Below are 14,569 nucleotides of genomic sequence, written 5' to 3' on the forward strand. Positions count from 1 at the left end.
ATTCTCGCGATTTCTATTCATAAATCGGGTTGCGACCGCCGAAGACTCGATTTTTTTGCGTCCCCCTGGGGCTGGGTGTATGATCATGCGAACCGGCGCCTGCCGGTCGACCGGTACTCCTCCCTTTTCGACCCTTTCTCAGCGAAATCTCGCATGCCTATCGAATTTGCCTGCCCGGTCTGCAGCAAACGGTTTAAAGTCGACGAAAAGCATGTCGGGCGTCAGACGAGCTGTCGCGCCTGCGGCGCCGCGATTACGGTCCCCGACCAGGGCGAAGCGGCCCTCTCTGGCGACACCACCGGCGGCAGTACGCTGTACGATCACTCTCAAAAAGAGCGTCGCGACCTTGGTATCTCGGTTGGCGACGAAGGGCTGATCGAATCGGTCTCGGAGCATATCGAACGGCATTTCGGCAAGGTCGACAACGTCTATCACGAGCTGATCTCGGAAGGGATCCATGTCGACATTCACGTGATCAATCCGACCGAAGAGCAGCCGTTCTACACGCTGGTCACGACCGGCATGTCCGAACTGCCGATGACGACGCCCCCTGGCGCCGAAGATCTGGCCTACGCCGAGTTGGTGTTATGTCTGCCGGCCGACTGGAAATTGTCGCAGGAGGACTTTGAAGACGAGTCGAGCTATTGGCCGATTCGCTGGATGAAGATACTGGCTCGTTTTCCGCACGATTACGAAACGTTCTTCACCCTTTCGCACACGATCCCCGGCGGCAATCCGCCCGAGGAATTTGATCCCAGCACGCCGATGGGCTGCTGGATGTTCGTCCCGCCGCTGATGTTTGAGGAAGAGTCGTGGGAGCTTCAGCACGAGGGACACACGATCAACTTCCTTTACATGCAGGCGCTGCATCTCGACGAGATGGAGTACAAGCTGAAGCAGGGATATGACGAAGCGGGGGATCGCCTGCTGAACACGTTCAACCTGTTGGAGCTGATGGACATGCAACGTCCCAGCTTCTGTCACTTCGAGACTTCCGGCGACGGTCCGCGACAGCGCAAACAACTCAACGTGCAGTGCGCTTGCGGCGAGAAGGTCGCGATCGCGACCGCCAAGGGAGGCAGTTCGATCCCTTGTCCCCAGTGCGGCAAAGCGGTTTACGTCCCCGTTTCCACCTTAGCGCAAACGGGCCAGCGCCCCGAAGGGGCGGCCGCCTCGCATCCGGCTGGCGTGCGGATCAACCATCTGCGGTACTTTCAGTTCTACCCGGTTGAGATCTTGTGGTGGGCGATTCCGTCGATCCCGTTGGCGCTACTTGGCCAAACGATCCATTGGGGATTTTACGTGCCGATCGTGATCATGATCGGACTGTTCGCGTTGCGTTGCCGGATTGTGTCGTCGTACTTTCGCGATGGAGACACCTGCCCCGGCGTGATCGTCTCGATGGAGCCGCCGCTATTGGCGGTGCTGACCAATGTCTCCGCCGACCCTTCGTTCGACGAGCCGATCATGGTGATTAAGGTCCAGGCGCATAAGCTGAAAACGGTCGGGGGCGAACCAGCCAAGGTGGGACAGCGGATCGTCTCGGCCGCTTTTTATGAAGAAGATGCGGCCGAAAAGTATCCGGCCGAACCCAAACGGTGGGGCGACTTCTTCCCGACCCCAATTGAATATGGCACGTCCGACCCCGCGGCGATCGACTATGTAAAGTCGCAAGTCTCCGACGAATCGTGGCGACAATTGAAAGATGGCCTGAAACAGGTTCCTCGCCCCTTCGCGCCAGGCATTTATGACATTCAGGTCTAACTGCCTGTTGAAGAATGCCCTCGTGGCATTTTCCAACCTCGCTAGGCTCAGAGCATCGCTCTTCGCGGCTCGCAAAATAACGACTTACGTCGCTATTTTGGAATCGCATCCCTGCGATCACGCAGTCCGTCGAGAAAATCAACGGACTGCTAACCAGCGAAATCCTTCTCTTCTCTCGTAGCCAGTATCGCAACCACTTTATGCCGATTCAGTTTCGCTGCGCCGTATGCAGCAAGAACTTCAAGGTTGACGAAAAGCATGTTGGGCGGAAGACGATCTGCAAAGGTTGCGGGACGATGTTCCTGGTCCCTCAGCCAGGCGAGCCGACGTCGATCGTCATCCCCAGCGAAGTCGATCTCAAGCCGCTCGTTCCGACGCTGCCGGCCGAGCCTCCCAAACGCGTGATCGATCGGGACGGGCGCCTCTTCGCCGCGATCAGCAGTCATGTCGAAAAGCACATCGGTTCGATTACTCGCATCTTCCGCGACTACGTCAGCGAGAAGAACCAGGTCGACATTCTGTGGGTCAAACCGACCCCCGTCGTCCCGTTCCATACGCTGGTGACCTGCGGCATGGCGGAAGCGCCGATGCCGGTTCCGCCGGAAGCGGAAGATCGCGCCTACGCTGAGATGCTCCTTTGCCTGCCGCAAAACTGGCCGATCGACGACGGCGCGCTCGCCAACGAGGCGATCTATTGGCCGCTCCGCTGGATGAAGCACATCGCCCGGCTGCCGCAAGAGAAGAAGACCTACATCGCCAAGTCGCACGTCCTGCCCAACGGCGTTCCGACGCGTCCCTTTCATACCAGCACGCCGATGTCGGCCTGGATGTTTATCCCGCCGCCGTTCGAGTCGGCCGAACTAAAACGGACGGCGGTCGGCGAGCGAACGGTCCATTTCATCGGGATGCAGGCGCTGCACATGAACGAACTCCGCTTCTTCTACCAACATGGCTACGCCGAGACGCTCCGCCGCCTACAGGCCGAATTCCCCGCTCGAACGCTACACAGCATGCGTCGCCCCAGTTTTTTGACGCCGGGCTAGTTTCCCCGCGCCGGAAAATCTCGGCTAAAATCGGGAATTCTCGATTTCGCAAGAACGATCAAGATCCCCCTTCGTCCGCTCTCTAAAATTCGCAGTCATGAACGCGACGCGCACACGATATGCCGAGAAGATCCTGAGGGTTCAGATCCTCATCCAAAACCACCTGGATGAAGATCTGTCGCTCGAAACGTTGGCCGATGCGGCAGGCTATTCGCCGTATCATTTCCACCGGGTCTTTCGCGGAATCGTGGGCGAGAGTGCGGATGACTACGTGCGCCGATTGCGAATGGAGCGGGCCGCTCAATCGCTACGGTATCGTCGTCGTTCGGTGCTCGAAGTCGCGCTCGACGCTGGATATGGGTCGCACGAGGCGTTTACTCGCGCATTCGTCCGCACTTTCGGCGTCACTCCGAGCGACTACCAGTCGCTGGAGCATCCACCAGCCGCGATCAAGGAGCACATCATGTCGACTGTCTCTTACGAAACGACCGACGTTCAAATCAAAACGCAGCCTTCGCGCCGCATGGCCTACATTCGGGTCGTCGGCAAATACGATTTCGAAACGCTCAATCCCGCCTTCGGGAAAGTCCTGCAGTTCGCCGGTCAGAACGGTCTGATCAACGAGAAGACCGAGTGCATGGGGGTCTATCACGACGATCCGCTCGTCACCGACGGCGGCAAACAGCGCAGCGACGTCGGCTTTACCGTCGACGAGAACTTCCAGCCGACCGGCGAGATCCAGGTGCAAACCATCCCCAGCGGCCGCTGCGCCGTGCTGCGTCACAAAGGGCACTACGACAGCCTGCATGGCGCCTACAACTGGCTCTTCTCGGTCTGGCTGCCCGACAGCGGCTACGAACCGGGCAACATCGCGGCGTACGAAATCTACGTCAACGACGCCAGCCAACTGCCGCCAGAAGAGTGGCTGACCGATATCTGCATTCCGCTGGCGTAAGGAAGGGGACAACCCAGTGGGCGCCGTTGACAAGTCTTCGTGGCAACGGCGCCCCTATTTCTTTTTTGTTCCTTCCTACCATGTCTCCGGCCGCGTTCTTCCCCGCGGCCTCCGTGTTCCCTTCTTCTATAACGGGGTCGAATTTCGAAGCTCATCGAACTTCCGCCGCGTCTGGCCTGTCTACCCCCGCATTGACCCGCCTCCGAATCTCTGGAAAATGTTGGGGTTCTTGAGGTTACATTCTCCGCTGTAGCGTCTGAAACATGCTCCGCGGCGGTTTTCGCCCCCCAATCAAGGCAATTTTCGATGGCTGCGCCCGCCAAACGCCCCTCCAAGTATCAAGTCTTCCTGCTGTGGTCGAACGATACGGTCAAGGAATGCCGCGAGGTGCGGAAGTTCTTCAAAGAATTCAACAAAACGGTCGCCAAACCCAACTATGGCGTCACGTTTGAAATCATCGACCACTGCTTCGATACCGACGATCAGGGGCATCCGGGCGCCGTGCCGTCGCGCGAGCTGCTGGAGAAAGCCCGTGAAACCCTCTGCCTGACGATTGGTCTGGGGTCGGACAACGAGGCGTCGCTGAACCCCTACACCCAAGAGACGGCCCAGCAAGAGCTGGATATCGTCCTGGAAAGCGCCAAGCAGACGCAACTGCTGCAGTGCGTGTGGTTTATGCGCAACGACCACAACGGCAATCGGGAAGACGTCGCCGGCGAAATGTACGATCTGCTCCGTCTGCCGGCCGGCCTGAAGCCCGACCAGGTCAAGCTGTTTGAGCCGACCGACGATTTCAAGGAAATGCTGGCCAGCGTCGTCACCAAGAAGCTGACCGCCAAGAATCGCCCCTGGACCGTAAGCGAAGACGAAGCGAACTTGTCGGCCCTGGAAGCGGCTCGCCGCCAGAAGATGCAGCAGCTGGTCGACCTGGGAATCGACCCGTGGGGCCAGCGATTTGACGATCACGTCGCGATCGCCGACGTCCGGACCAAGGAAGGCGAAATCACCGCCAAGACCGAAACGGTCGACGGCAAGGAATCGACCAACTACACCGGGCCGAAGGTTCGCATCGCTGGCCGCATCGTCCTGATGCGCTCGGCGGGCAAGCTGATCTTTGCCGACGTTCGCGACCGGACCGGGCAGATCCAGATCTTCATCGGCCAAAATCAGGTTGGCGAGCGGAACTGGAAAATCGCCCAGTGTCTTGACCTGGCCGACATCGTCGGGATCGACGGCGAGCTGAAGAAGACTAAGACGGGCGAACTGACCGTCTTTGTCGAAGAACTGCACTTCTTGACCAAGACCCTCGATCCGCCGCCGGAGAAGCACAAGGGCCTGACCGATCCGGAATTGCGTCAGCGGATGCGTTATCTCGACCTGGCGCACACCGACGGAGCGATCGAGCGGTTCGTCAAACGCATCGAGATCGTCAAGTCGGTCCGTCAGACGCTGTCCAACCAGGGCTTCCTGGAGATCGAAGGTCCGACGCTGCACGCCATCGCCGGCGGCGCCGCGGCTCGTCCGTTTATCACGCACCACAACGCGCTCGGCATGGAGCTATACATGCGGATCGCGCTCGAGCTGCACCTGAAGCGGCTGCTGGTGGGCGGCATGGAGCGGGTCTTTGAGCTGGGCCGCGTCTACCGCAACGAAGGGATCAGCCCCAAGCACAATCCCGAGTTTACGATGCTCGAGGTCTACCAGGCGTACGGCAACTATCGTTCGATGATGGACCTGACCGAAGCGATCATCACCGACGCTATCAAAGCTATCGGTGAGAAGTTCGAGCTGCCGTATGGCGAAACGCTGGTTAACTTCACCCCGCCGTTTGAGCGACGGACCTACGCCGAGTTGTTCCAAGAGTGCACCGGCATCGATCCGACCGACGACAACGCCGTGAAGCTGTACGCGGTCAACCTGGGTCTCGACACCGAAGGGAAGCACCCCGACGTCATCCGCAACGAGATCTTTGAAGAGAAGGTCGAGGATTCGCTGCAGGGGCCGATCTTTGTGATCGATTATCCTGCTAGCATTTGCCCTCTGACCAAGCGTAAGCCCGACAACCCGGCGGTCGCCGAGCGGTTCGAGCTTTTCATCAACGGCATGGAAGTGGCCAACGCCTACACCGAGCTGAACGACCCTGATTTGCAGGACCAACTGTTCCGCACCCAGCTGGAAGGGCAGCCGGAAGAAGACTCGATGGCCAAGATGGACCATGACTTCATCCGGGCGCTGCGCAACGGCATGCCGCCGGCTGGGGGTCTCGGAATTGGCATTGACCGGTTGGTCATGTTACTTACTAATACGCAGACGATTCGCGAGATCATTCTATTCCCCCTCCTGCGGCACGAAACGTCGCAAGAATAGAGCTTGCCGATAGATCCACGCCGGCACGGAAGCCGTCGTAGTCGATAAAGCCGAAGGATTGGCGATGTATAAGCTGTTACTCTGCCTGCGCTATCTGCGAACTCGCTATATTGCGCTCGCTTCGATCATCAGCGTCACGCTCGGCGTGGCGACCATGATCGTCGTTAACTCCGTCATGTCGGGCTTCGCGCACGAGATGCACTCGCGCCTGCATGGCATCCTGTCGGACGTGGTGCTGGAAAGCCACAGCCTGAACGGCTTCTACCACTGGGAAGAAGAGCTGGCCAAGGTCCAGGAAGTCGCTGGCGACGACATCGAAGCGGTCACCGCCACCGTCCATGTGCCGGCGATGCTCAGCATCAAGATCCGCGATCAGTGGATGCCGCGGCACGTGACGCTGGTCGGCATTGATCCCGCTTCGTACGCTAAAGTGAGCGACTTTACGCAGTACCTGAAGCATCCGGCCAACCGGAAGAACGTCAACTTCGACCTGAAAGAGTCCGGCTACGAAGCGGAAGAAGGTTCTCCCTTGCGCGAAGCTGGCTGGGGACATCGCCGCGGTAAAGTGATGTACGAGCGCGAACTGGAAATGCAGCTGATGCAGTTCCGGCAGTTTGAAGAAACCGGCCGCTGGCCCGATCAAGATTTGCTGAAACAAAAACGGATGATGCAACCGGCGCCGATCGCGCTGGTCGATCACGAGGAAGACGTCCTCGAGCAAACGATCGTTCCGCCGTTCGCCTCCGATCCTGACGCTCCGCCGCTGCCGGGCGCCCGGCCCGAAGAGCTGAACAAGATGGCCAACGCCGAGCTGTACGACGAAAACAAGAAGGGCGCCGACCCGTTCTCTTCGCGGCGCGGTTTGCCGGCCGAATCGACCTACGATCCGCTCACCCACCAGGCGACCGGCTTGATCCTAGGGATCGCCATCGGCAGCGTCCGCGATCGCGACAAAGTGACTGGCGAAGTGAAGGACTTTTTCATGGTCCTGCCGGGCGACGACGTCAAACTGACGTTCCCGACTGCGGAGAATCCGCCGAAAGCGATGAACGCCACGTTCACCGTCACCGACTTTTACGAAAGCAAGATGAGCGAATACGACGCCGCGTTCGCCTTCATGCCGCTCGACCAACTGCAGCGACTGCGCGGCATGATTCATCCTGAACAAGGGACCGCGATCTCTTCGATTCAGATCAAGCTGAAAGAGGGCGCCAACCTGCAGGAAGTGACCGATCGGTTGCGAGCCGCGTTTCCGCCTGCCACTTCGCCGTATCGCATTCAATCGTGGCGCGACCTGCAAGGTCCGCTGCTGTCGGCGGTCGAAATGGAAAAGACGATTCTGAACATCCTGTTGTTTTTGATCATCGGCGTCGCCGGCTTCGGCATCCTGGCGACCTTCTACATGATCGTCGTCGAGAAGACCAAAGACATCGGCATCTTGAAATCGCTGGGCGCCTCTGGCGGCGGCATCATGAGCATCTTCCTGGGCTACGGTTTGTCGCTCGGGATCGTCGGCTCCGGAGTCGGCATGGTGCTGGGCCTGTTGTTCGTCATCAACATCAATCGGGTCGCCGCGGTGATCGAATGGATTACCGGCCGCGAAGTGTTTGACCCCACGGTTTATTACTTCCGCGAAATCCCGACGATCATCGAACCTTGGAGCATTGTCTGGGTCGTCGCAGGCGCGATGCTGATCGCCGTTTTGGCGAGCGTTTTGCCGGCGATGCGAGCCGCGCGACTTCACCCAGTAGAGGCACTTCGCTATGAGTAACGCAGAACCGCAAGGCTTGTCCGCCCTCGAAATCCGTCTGCAGCGCGAAAGCGTGCTTCCTGATCACGAAGCCCGGCGCCATGGCGTCACTGGTCCGCACATTGCGGCCAGCAAGTTCACGCCGCCGGCCGCCGCGCCGGAAGCGAAGAGCGAGAAGCCGGCCAAGAAAAAGAAGAAGCCGTTGCTGGAAACGAAGAACCTGCACAAGAGCTACCGCAAAGGTCGGCTGACGATCCCGGTCTTGCGGGGCGTCGACTTTGCGGCCGAAGAAGGCAAAATCACCACCATCATCGGGCAAAGCGGCAGCGGCAAGAGCACGCTGTTGCACCTGATGGGGACGCTCGACTCGCCCGACTCCGGCGAGATCAACTTCGCCAACACGCGAATCGACAAACTGAACATCCGCCAGCGCGACGCACTACGTAGCCGCGCGTTTGGCATGATCTTCCAGTTCTATCACTTGCTGCCGGAACTGACGACGCTCGAAAACGTCCTGACGCCGATCATGATCTCGCACGGGATGTGGCGGTATTGGGCGGCCCGCAAGAAGTTCCGCAAGCGGGCTGAAGAGCTGCTCGAAATGGTCGGCCTGGGCCACCGCGTCACGCACAAACCGCGCGAACTTTCCGGCGGCGAAATGCAGCGGACCGCGATTGCCCGAGCGCTGATCGCGCAGCCGCGGATCTTGCTGGCTGACGAACCGACCGGCAACCTCGACGAGCAAACCGGCGGCGAGATCATGGACATCCTGAAGCGGCTCAACCGCGAACAGAATCTGACGATCGTCATGGTCACCCACGACAATGCGATCGCCGAGCAAGGCCACGAAACCATCCGCCTAACCGGCGGCCGGGTCGAAAAGACGTAGGCTGCAACGCTCGCTCTCCCTGGCGCCTGGCGCCATGCTCTTATCGCGTCTTCGCGAGAAGAGCATGGCCTACCGATTGGCGACTTGCTCTCCCAGCAGTGGCACACGTTTTATAGAACTTCTGCGAAGCTCTCTGCCGAAATTCGCGAATTTCTCGCGTAATTGCTCTGGATGCTGGCGCCCCCCGTTTGCTACTCTCCCGCGCGATTACCTCATAGTTTCTCGCTCACTGCACACAGCAAGGAGGCTGCGATGCGTGCCCTGGCACTCTCGGTTTTGGCGTTTCTCTTCGGATTGATCTTTTCCGGAGGCTGCAATGTCGAACAACTCGAAAAACTAGCCGCCGAAGTCGCCCAACATCAGCAGAACCAACAAGCCGGGTCGACCGCCGGCGATAGCGGCGGCGCCCTCGCCGCGCCGTCGGGCGATACGATCCGGATCGCCTCGTACAACATCCAGGTCTTCGGCCAATCGAAGATGGATAAGCCCGACGTGATGCAGGTGCTGACCGAGATCGTTCGCAAGTTCGACCTGGTCGCCGTGCAAGAGCTGCGGAGCAAAGAACAGGACGTCATTCCTCGCTTTCTGCAGATGATCAACGCCAACGGGGGCAACTACGACGCGATCGTCGGACCGCGCCTCGGCCGCACCAGCAGCAAAGAACAATACGTATTCATCTACGACAAGAACCGAATCGCGATCGAACCGAGCTCGGTCTATACGATCAACGACCCCAGCGACCTGTTGCATCGCGAACCGCTGGTCGCCACTTTTCGCGCGATCGGCGGCGATCAATCGCGCACTCCGTTCCGCTTCACCTTGATCAACATGCACACCGACCCGGATGAAACCGACGAAGAGCTCGACGCCTTGGGCGAAGTCTATCAACTGGTTCGCTACAGCGGCAACGAAGATGACGTGATCCTGCTGGGCGACTTGAACGTCAGCTACAAGAAGCTGGGCGCGCTCGGCCAGATCCCCGGCATCACCTACACGGTGGCGGACGAAGCGACCAACACGCTTCGCAAATCAAGCTACGACAACCTCGTCTTCCTGGCGGCCGACACGCAAGAGTTCACCGGCCGCGCCGCCGTGTACGACACGCAAAAAGAGTTCGGCCTGACGCTCGATCAGGCAATGGACGTTTCGGACCACTTGCCGGTCTGGGGCGAGTTCTCCGCCTACGAATCCGGCCCCTCGGCCGTCGCGTCGGGCGCCGGAGCGCCAGTTCGCTAACGACGTTGGCAAGAATAGTAGCCCGAAGCGCGAGCAAGGGAAATGCGTCGGGCTACTTCAAGAAAGGAATGTGGCGTCGCTTGGTTAATAGTCTTGCGGCCGCTACTGGCGAGTGTTTTTCTTCCTACCGCTTTCAGCTTTCCGCTATCCGCTTTTCTTGTCGACCCCATTTCCCTCGCTCGCGCGTCGGGCTACTATTTGCCCCTACACCAGCGGCAACAGCGTTGCGAAGGCGAGCGTTGACAGGAAGCTGACGCCCCCCAATACCAACAGCAGCAGCGTCCACGACTTCAGCGCTTCGACTTCGGTCAGACCGCTCATTTTCGCGAAGACCCAGAACCCGCTGTCATTCATCCACGATCCCATCAGCGAGCCGCTGCCGATCGCGGCGGCCAAATAGACCGGGTGGCAGCCGAGCGTTTCCGGCGTCGCCAGTCCTCCCAGCATCGCAGCGCCGGTGATCATCGCCACCGTGCTCGAGCCTTGGGCGATCTTCAAGACCGAGGCGATTGAGAAGCCAAGCAGCAAAATCATCACGGCGCTACCGCCGCCATTGCCGACGCTAAACAGCTCGCGAATCGCCGGGCCGACGTTGGCGGCTCCCAGCATCGCGCCGAACGCGCCGCCGGCACAGGTGATCAAGATAATCACGCCGCCGCTCATCAGCGCCACTTCGACCGACTGGGCCAGTTCTTTCAGCGACAACTTCCGCGAAGAGACCAGCGTCGCCATCGCAATCACCGCCGATAGCAGCAGCGCAAAGTTAGGATCGCCAAACGCCGCCGACCAGTTGGCCGCTTTTCGGGCGTCCGTTTCCCAGACATGCGGCTCGATCAAGTCGTCGCCGTAGGTCGCTTCGAGCACTTGGCGATTCATCCGCTCGGCGTCGACCGGTTTCATGCGGGTGTTGTCGCCGTTCACCTTCTTGACCAGCGCCGGCGGCATCTTGCCAGGCAAGTCGACCCCCAGCGGCTTGTGCGTTAGCACGAACTGATTCAAGCCGGAAACGAGCGCTTGCTGATCATCAGCCGACAGCGAACCGTCTTTCAGCAGCAGATCAGCGATCTCGGCCCGGCGTTCTTTCTGGAAATCGCTTTCCTGAATCGCGGCGACCATCCGCTTGCCAAGCGTATCCTCTTCGCCGCTATTTTCGGCCTTTACCTGGTTGCGGAGCTTCTCCCAGTCGACCTCTTCCACCTTCAGCTGTGCGGCACGCTGACCATCGGCGATGGTCGTCAGCACGGTATTGGTAGAGATTAACAAGACCGGTAACAGCACCGGCAGCAGCGAAACGAAGAGGCTCGGCAGCTGGTCGTCGGGCAGTTCTTCCGGCTCTGGCTCGGCGCTGATCGGCCGCATCGGCAACGGCATCCAACGATTCATGAACATGGAAAAGAGGAGCCCGGCGATTGCGCCCGGCAAGGCGACGCCGGCGCCAACCAGGATCATCATCCCTTTGTCGACGCCCAGTTGGTCCGCGACCACCAGCGGACCTGGCGTCGGCGGCACGAGCGTGTGCGTAATCGCGCCACCGGTGGCGATCGCCATCACATACAGCAGATAGTTTTTGGAGGTTCGGCGGAACAGAGATCGGGCCAGCGGCACCAGCAGGTAAAAGACGGTGTCAAAGAAGACCGGCACCGCCAGGATAAAACCGCTTCCCATTAGCGCGGCCGGCGCTCGCTTTTCGCCGCAGATCCCCATCATCCAGCGGACGACGCGATCGGCCGCGCCGCTATCGAGCATGCACTTGCCGATGATCGCCGCCAGGGCGATCACAATGCCAACGCCCCCTGCCATGCCGCCGAAGGCCCCGGCGACTCGGCTGAATTTGTCTTGTATGCTGCCGTCCGCCATCAAGCTGACCGCCATCGCCGCGACCAACATCGCGATGAAAGCGTTGGTTCGCAGGAAGATGATCAGCCCCAACACCGTGGCCATACCGACGCCCAAACAGAGCAGGGCGTAGTTCACTTCATCAGGGGTCATGGGCGGGCGTCTCTAGCGGCGTTTTCAGAGAAGTGGGGTAATTTTCCGTGGCGCGGGGAAGTATGAGAATGCCACAACGAGGCCCGAATATCAAGGGTTACGCTGGGAAATAGGGAGCCAAATCCGGCAAGAGCCGCTGCAGCCACGTTGATTGGGGGCAACAAGGGGGACGATCGGGGCGCTAAGCGGCGCTGACCCATTTGAGCCACCTCTCGCCGCCCAATTGCTTCGTATCCTAAGCCCGCAGATTCTTGGGAAATCGGCGCGACTCGGCTGCTCGCGTTGTTGGCCGCCACCCCGTTTATTCGGCCTCGATCGCCACCCAGCGTGCTAGCAACAACGCCGATCGGGCTTGGTTGTTTAGGGGCCGATCCGTTACATTGCCCTGCTATCAAATTCGGCTTCCCGGCTCCCGCGAAAGAAAGCATTCTCCATGAGCGTCACACTTGGCCAGCTGGCTACTCTCGTCGAAGGGAAGCTGCTGGGAGACGCACAACTCGACATCACCGGCGCCGCGATCATTCGCGATTCGCAGCCAGGCGAAATCACCCTGGCCGACCGTCCCGAATTGGCCAAAGAATTGGCTCGTTCGCAAGCCGCCGCCGTGATCACCAATGGCGAGTTCGCCCCAGCCGGCATGCCGGTCATTCTGGTCGAAGACGTCCACGTCGCGTTCGCCAAGGTGGTCGCGCTGTTCCGTCCCTCGCTGACCAAGATGACGCCCGGCGTTCACCCTTCGGCCGTCGTCGCCGAAAGCGCGACGATCGCCCCCGACGCATCGATCGGCCCGATGGTCATCATTGGCGAAGGAGTCACGATCGCAGCCGGCGCCATCATTCATAGCGGCGCCCAGATCAGCGCCGGTTGCTCGATCGGCGCCGGCACGACGATCTTCCCCGGCGTCGTCCTGTACGAAAACACCATCGTCGGCGCCGGCTGCATTTTGCACGCGGCGTCGATCCTGGGCGCGTATGGCTTTGGCTACGATTCTTCCAGCGGCAAGCATGTGCTCTCGGCGCAGCTGGGCAACGTTGTGCTGGGAGACAACGTCGAGATCGGCGCCGCCACCACGATCGACCGCGGCACCTACGGACCGACCGTGATCGGCGAAGGAACCAAAGTCGACAACCAGGTGATGATCGCTCACAACTGCCGGATCGGCCGCCACAACCTGATCTGCTCGCAGGTCGGCATCGCCGGCAGCACCAGCACCGGCGACTATGTCGTGATGGCGGGCCAGGTGGGCGTTCGCGACCATGTCCACATCGGCGACGGCGCGATTCTGGGCGCCAAGGCAGGCATCTCTTGCGACATCGGCGCCGGGCAAAATGTGATTGGCGCTCCGGCAATCTCCGCCAAAGAAAAGAAGCTGGAACTGGCGCTGGTCAGCAAGTTGCCCGAGATGCGCAAGCAGCTCAAAGCGCTGCTGACCCGGGTCGACCAACTCGAAAAAGAAGAAGAGCTGCGCAAGACGGCCTAAGGAGTTCATCAGCAAGGACGCCATGAATTCTAACGCAACCACGCAACAGCCGCCGTTCGGTTTGCTCGCCGGATGGGGACGCCTGCCGATCGAAGTGGTAACCGCACTTACGCGGCGCGGCTACGCCGTGCACACGCTGCTGATCAAAGACCACGCCGATCCGATCCTGGCTGAGCTCTCGACTTCGCACGAGTGGATCGGGCTCGGGCAGCTCGGCAAGTGCGTTCGCTTCTATCACCGCAACCACGTGAAGACCGCCACGATGGTCGGCAAGGTTCACAAGGTGCGGCTGTTCGACCGGAACGTGCTGTGGAATCACTTTCCCGATTGGTATGGCGCCTGGACTTTCGCGCCCCACTTCCTGCTGGGAACGAAAGACCGCAAAGACGACACGCTGCTGGGCGGCATTTGCCGCGCGTTCTTGAAGAAAGGAATCGAGTTCGTGCCTGCGACCGACTACGCTCCTGATCTGCTGGTCCAATTCGGACACCTGGCGGGCAAACCGTTAAGCAAAAAACAGTTGGCCGACGTTGAGTACGGCTGGCGATTGGCCAAAACGATCGGCCAATTCGACACCGGCCAAAGCGTCGCGATCAAAGGTCAAACCGCGCTGGCGCTGGAAGCGGTCGAAGGGACCGACGAGTGCATCCGCCGCGCCGGTCAGCTCTGCCGATCCGGCGGGTTCACCATCGTCAAGGTCGCCAAGCCGCAACAAGATATGCGGTTCGACGTGCCGACTATCGGCGTCGGCACGATCGAAACAATGAAGGCCTCGGGCGCGGTAGCGCTCGTGATCGAAGCGGACAAGACGATCATCGTCGATCGCGAAGAAGTGCTCGCCAAAGCGAACGAGCTGGGCATCGCGGTACTGGCCGCCACCGGCGGCCGGCTGGGCGAAGTGCTGACCGACGAAGACGCCGTCGCGGCGTAACGATCCGGGTAGGGCAGGCCGTGCCTGCCGACATGGATACGTTTGCGATTCCGGCAGGCACGGCCTGCCCTACGAAAAAGCGGCCGCAAATCTGGTTTGCGGCCGTGTTCAGTTGGTTTCTCTTTCGATAGCGATGAACGCATTCCCTCGGCTCGCGCCTCTGGC

Annotated in this window: 10 protein-coding genes; 9 read left to right on the top strand and 1 reads right to left on the bottom strand. The window is 60.1% G+C overall.

Annotated features, from left to right (window positions below; genetic code table 11):
• Positions 1–153 precede the first annotated feature (153 nt).
• From Enr8_RS00215 to Enr8_RS00245, 7 genes are all read left to right on the top strand, one after another.
• Positions 154–1,764: a DUF3239 domain-containing protein gene (locus Enr8_RS00215; protein ID WP_186767342.1), complete on the top strand. Its 1,611-nt coding sequence runs from the start codon at positions 154–156 to the stop codon at positions 1,762–1,764.
• A 200-nt stretch (positions 1,765–1,964) separates the two neighbouring features.
• Positions 1,965–2,807: a suppressor of fused domain protein gene (locus Enr8_RS00220; RefSeq protein WP_146428619.1), complete on the top strand. Its 843-nt coding sequence runs from the start codon at positions 1,965–1,967 to the stop codon at positions 2,805–2,807.
• A gap of 97 nt (positions 2,808–2,904) precedes the next feature.
• The gene (locus Enr8_RS00225; protein ID WP_146428620.1) at positions 2,905–3,762 is read left to right on the top strand and encodes an AraC family transcriptional regulator; all 858 of its coding nucleotides are present in this window, start codon (positions 2,905–2,907) and stop codon (positions 3,760–3,762) included.
• Between the two features lie 801 nt (positions 3,763–4,563).
• Entirely contained in the window at positions 4,564–6,129 is a 1,566-nt protein-coding gene (gene lysS / locus Enr8_RS00230) for a lysine--tRNA ligase (RefSeq protein WP_146429928.1), read from the top strand.
• A 64-nt stretch (positions 6,130–6,193) separates the two neighbouring features.
• Entirely contained in the window at positions 6,194–7,900 is a 1,707-nt protein-coding gene (locus Enr8_RS00235; protein ID WP_146428621.1) for an ABC transporter permease, read from the top strand.
• A complete protein-coding gene (locus tag Enr8_RS00240) occupies positions 7,893–8,768 on the top strand; it encodes an ABC transporter ATP-binding protein (RefSeq protein WP_186767343.1) in 876 nt (291 codons plus the stop codon). Before Enr8_RS00235 ends, Enr8_RS00240 begins: the two co-directional genes overlap by 8 nt.
• Before the next feature lie 252 nt (positions 8,769–9,020).
• Positions 9,021–10,004, top strand: coding sequence for an exonuclease/endonuclease/phosphatase family protein (locus Enr8_RS00245; RefSeq protein WP_186767344.1), 984 nt, complete (start codon positions 9,021–9,023; stop codon positions 10,002–10,004).
• Positions 10,005–10,208: 204 nt separating this feature from the next.
• On the opposite strand, the gene Enr8_RS00250 is transcribed toward Enr8_RS00245, so the two are convergent.
• Complete coding sequence (locus Enr8_RS00250; RefSeq protein ID WP_146428623.1) at positions 10,209–11,993, bottom strand: GntP family permease; 1,785 nt, start codon at positions 11,991–11,993, stop codon at positions 10,209–10,211.
• 433 nt (positions 11,994–12,426) lie between these two features.
• Between Enr8_RS00250 and lpxD the strand changes: the two genes are divergently transcribed.
• Both lpxD and Enr8_RS00260 read left to right on the top strand, forming a co-directional pair.
• On the top strand, positions 12,427–13,473 hold the full coding sequence (lpxD, locus tag Enr8_RS00255) for a UDP-3-O-(3-hydroxymyristoyl)glucosamine N-acyltransferase (protein ID WP_146428624.1): 1,047 nt from the start codon (positions 12,427–12,429) through the stop codon (positions 13,471–13,473).
• 22 nt (positions 13,474–13,495) lie between these two features.
• Positions 13,496–14,404 carry an LpxI family protein gene (locus tag Enr8_RS00260; protein ID WP_146428625.1) on the top strand — a complete coding sequence of 303 codons (909 nt, stop codon included), beginning with the start codon at positions 13,496–13,498 and terminating at the stop codon, positions 14,402–14,404.
• The last annotated feature ends 165 nt before the right edge of the window (positions 14,405–14,569 follow it).

This window comes from Blastopirellula retiformator (assembly GCF_007859755.1).
Taxonomy (GTDB): domain Bacteria; phylum Planctomycetota; class Planctomycetia; order Pirellulales; family Pirellulaceae; genus Blastopirellula; species Blastopirellula retiformator.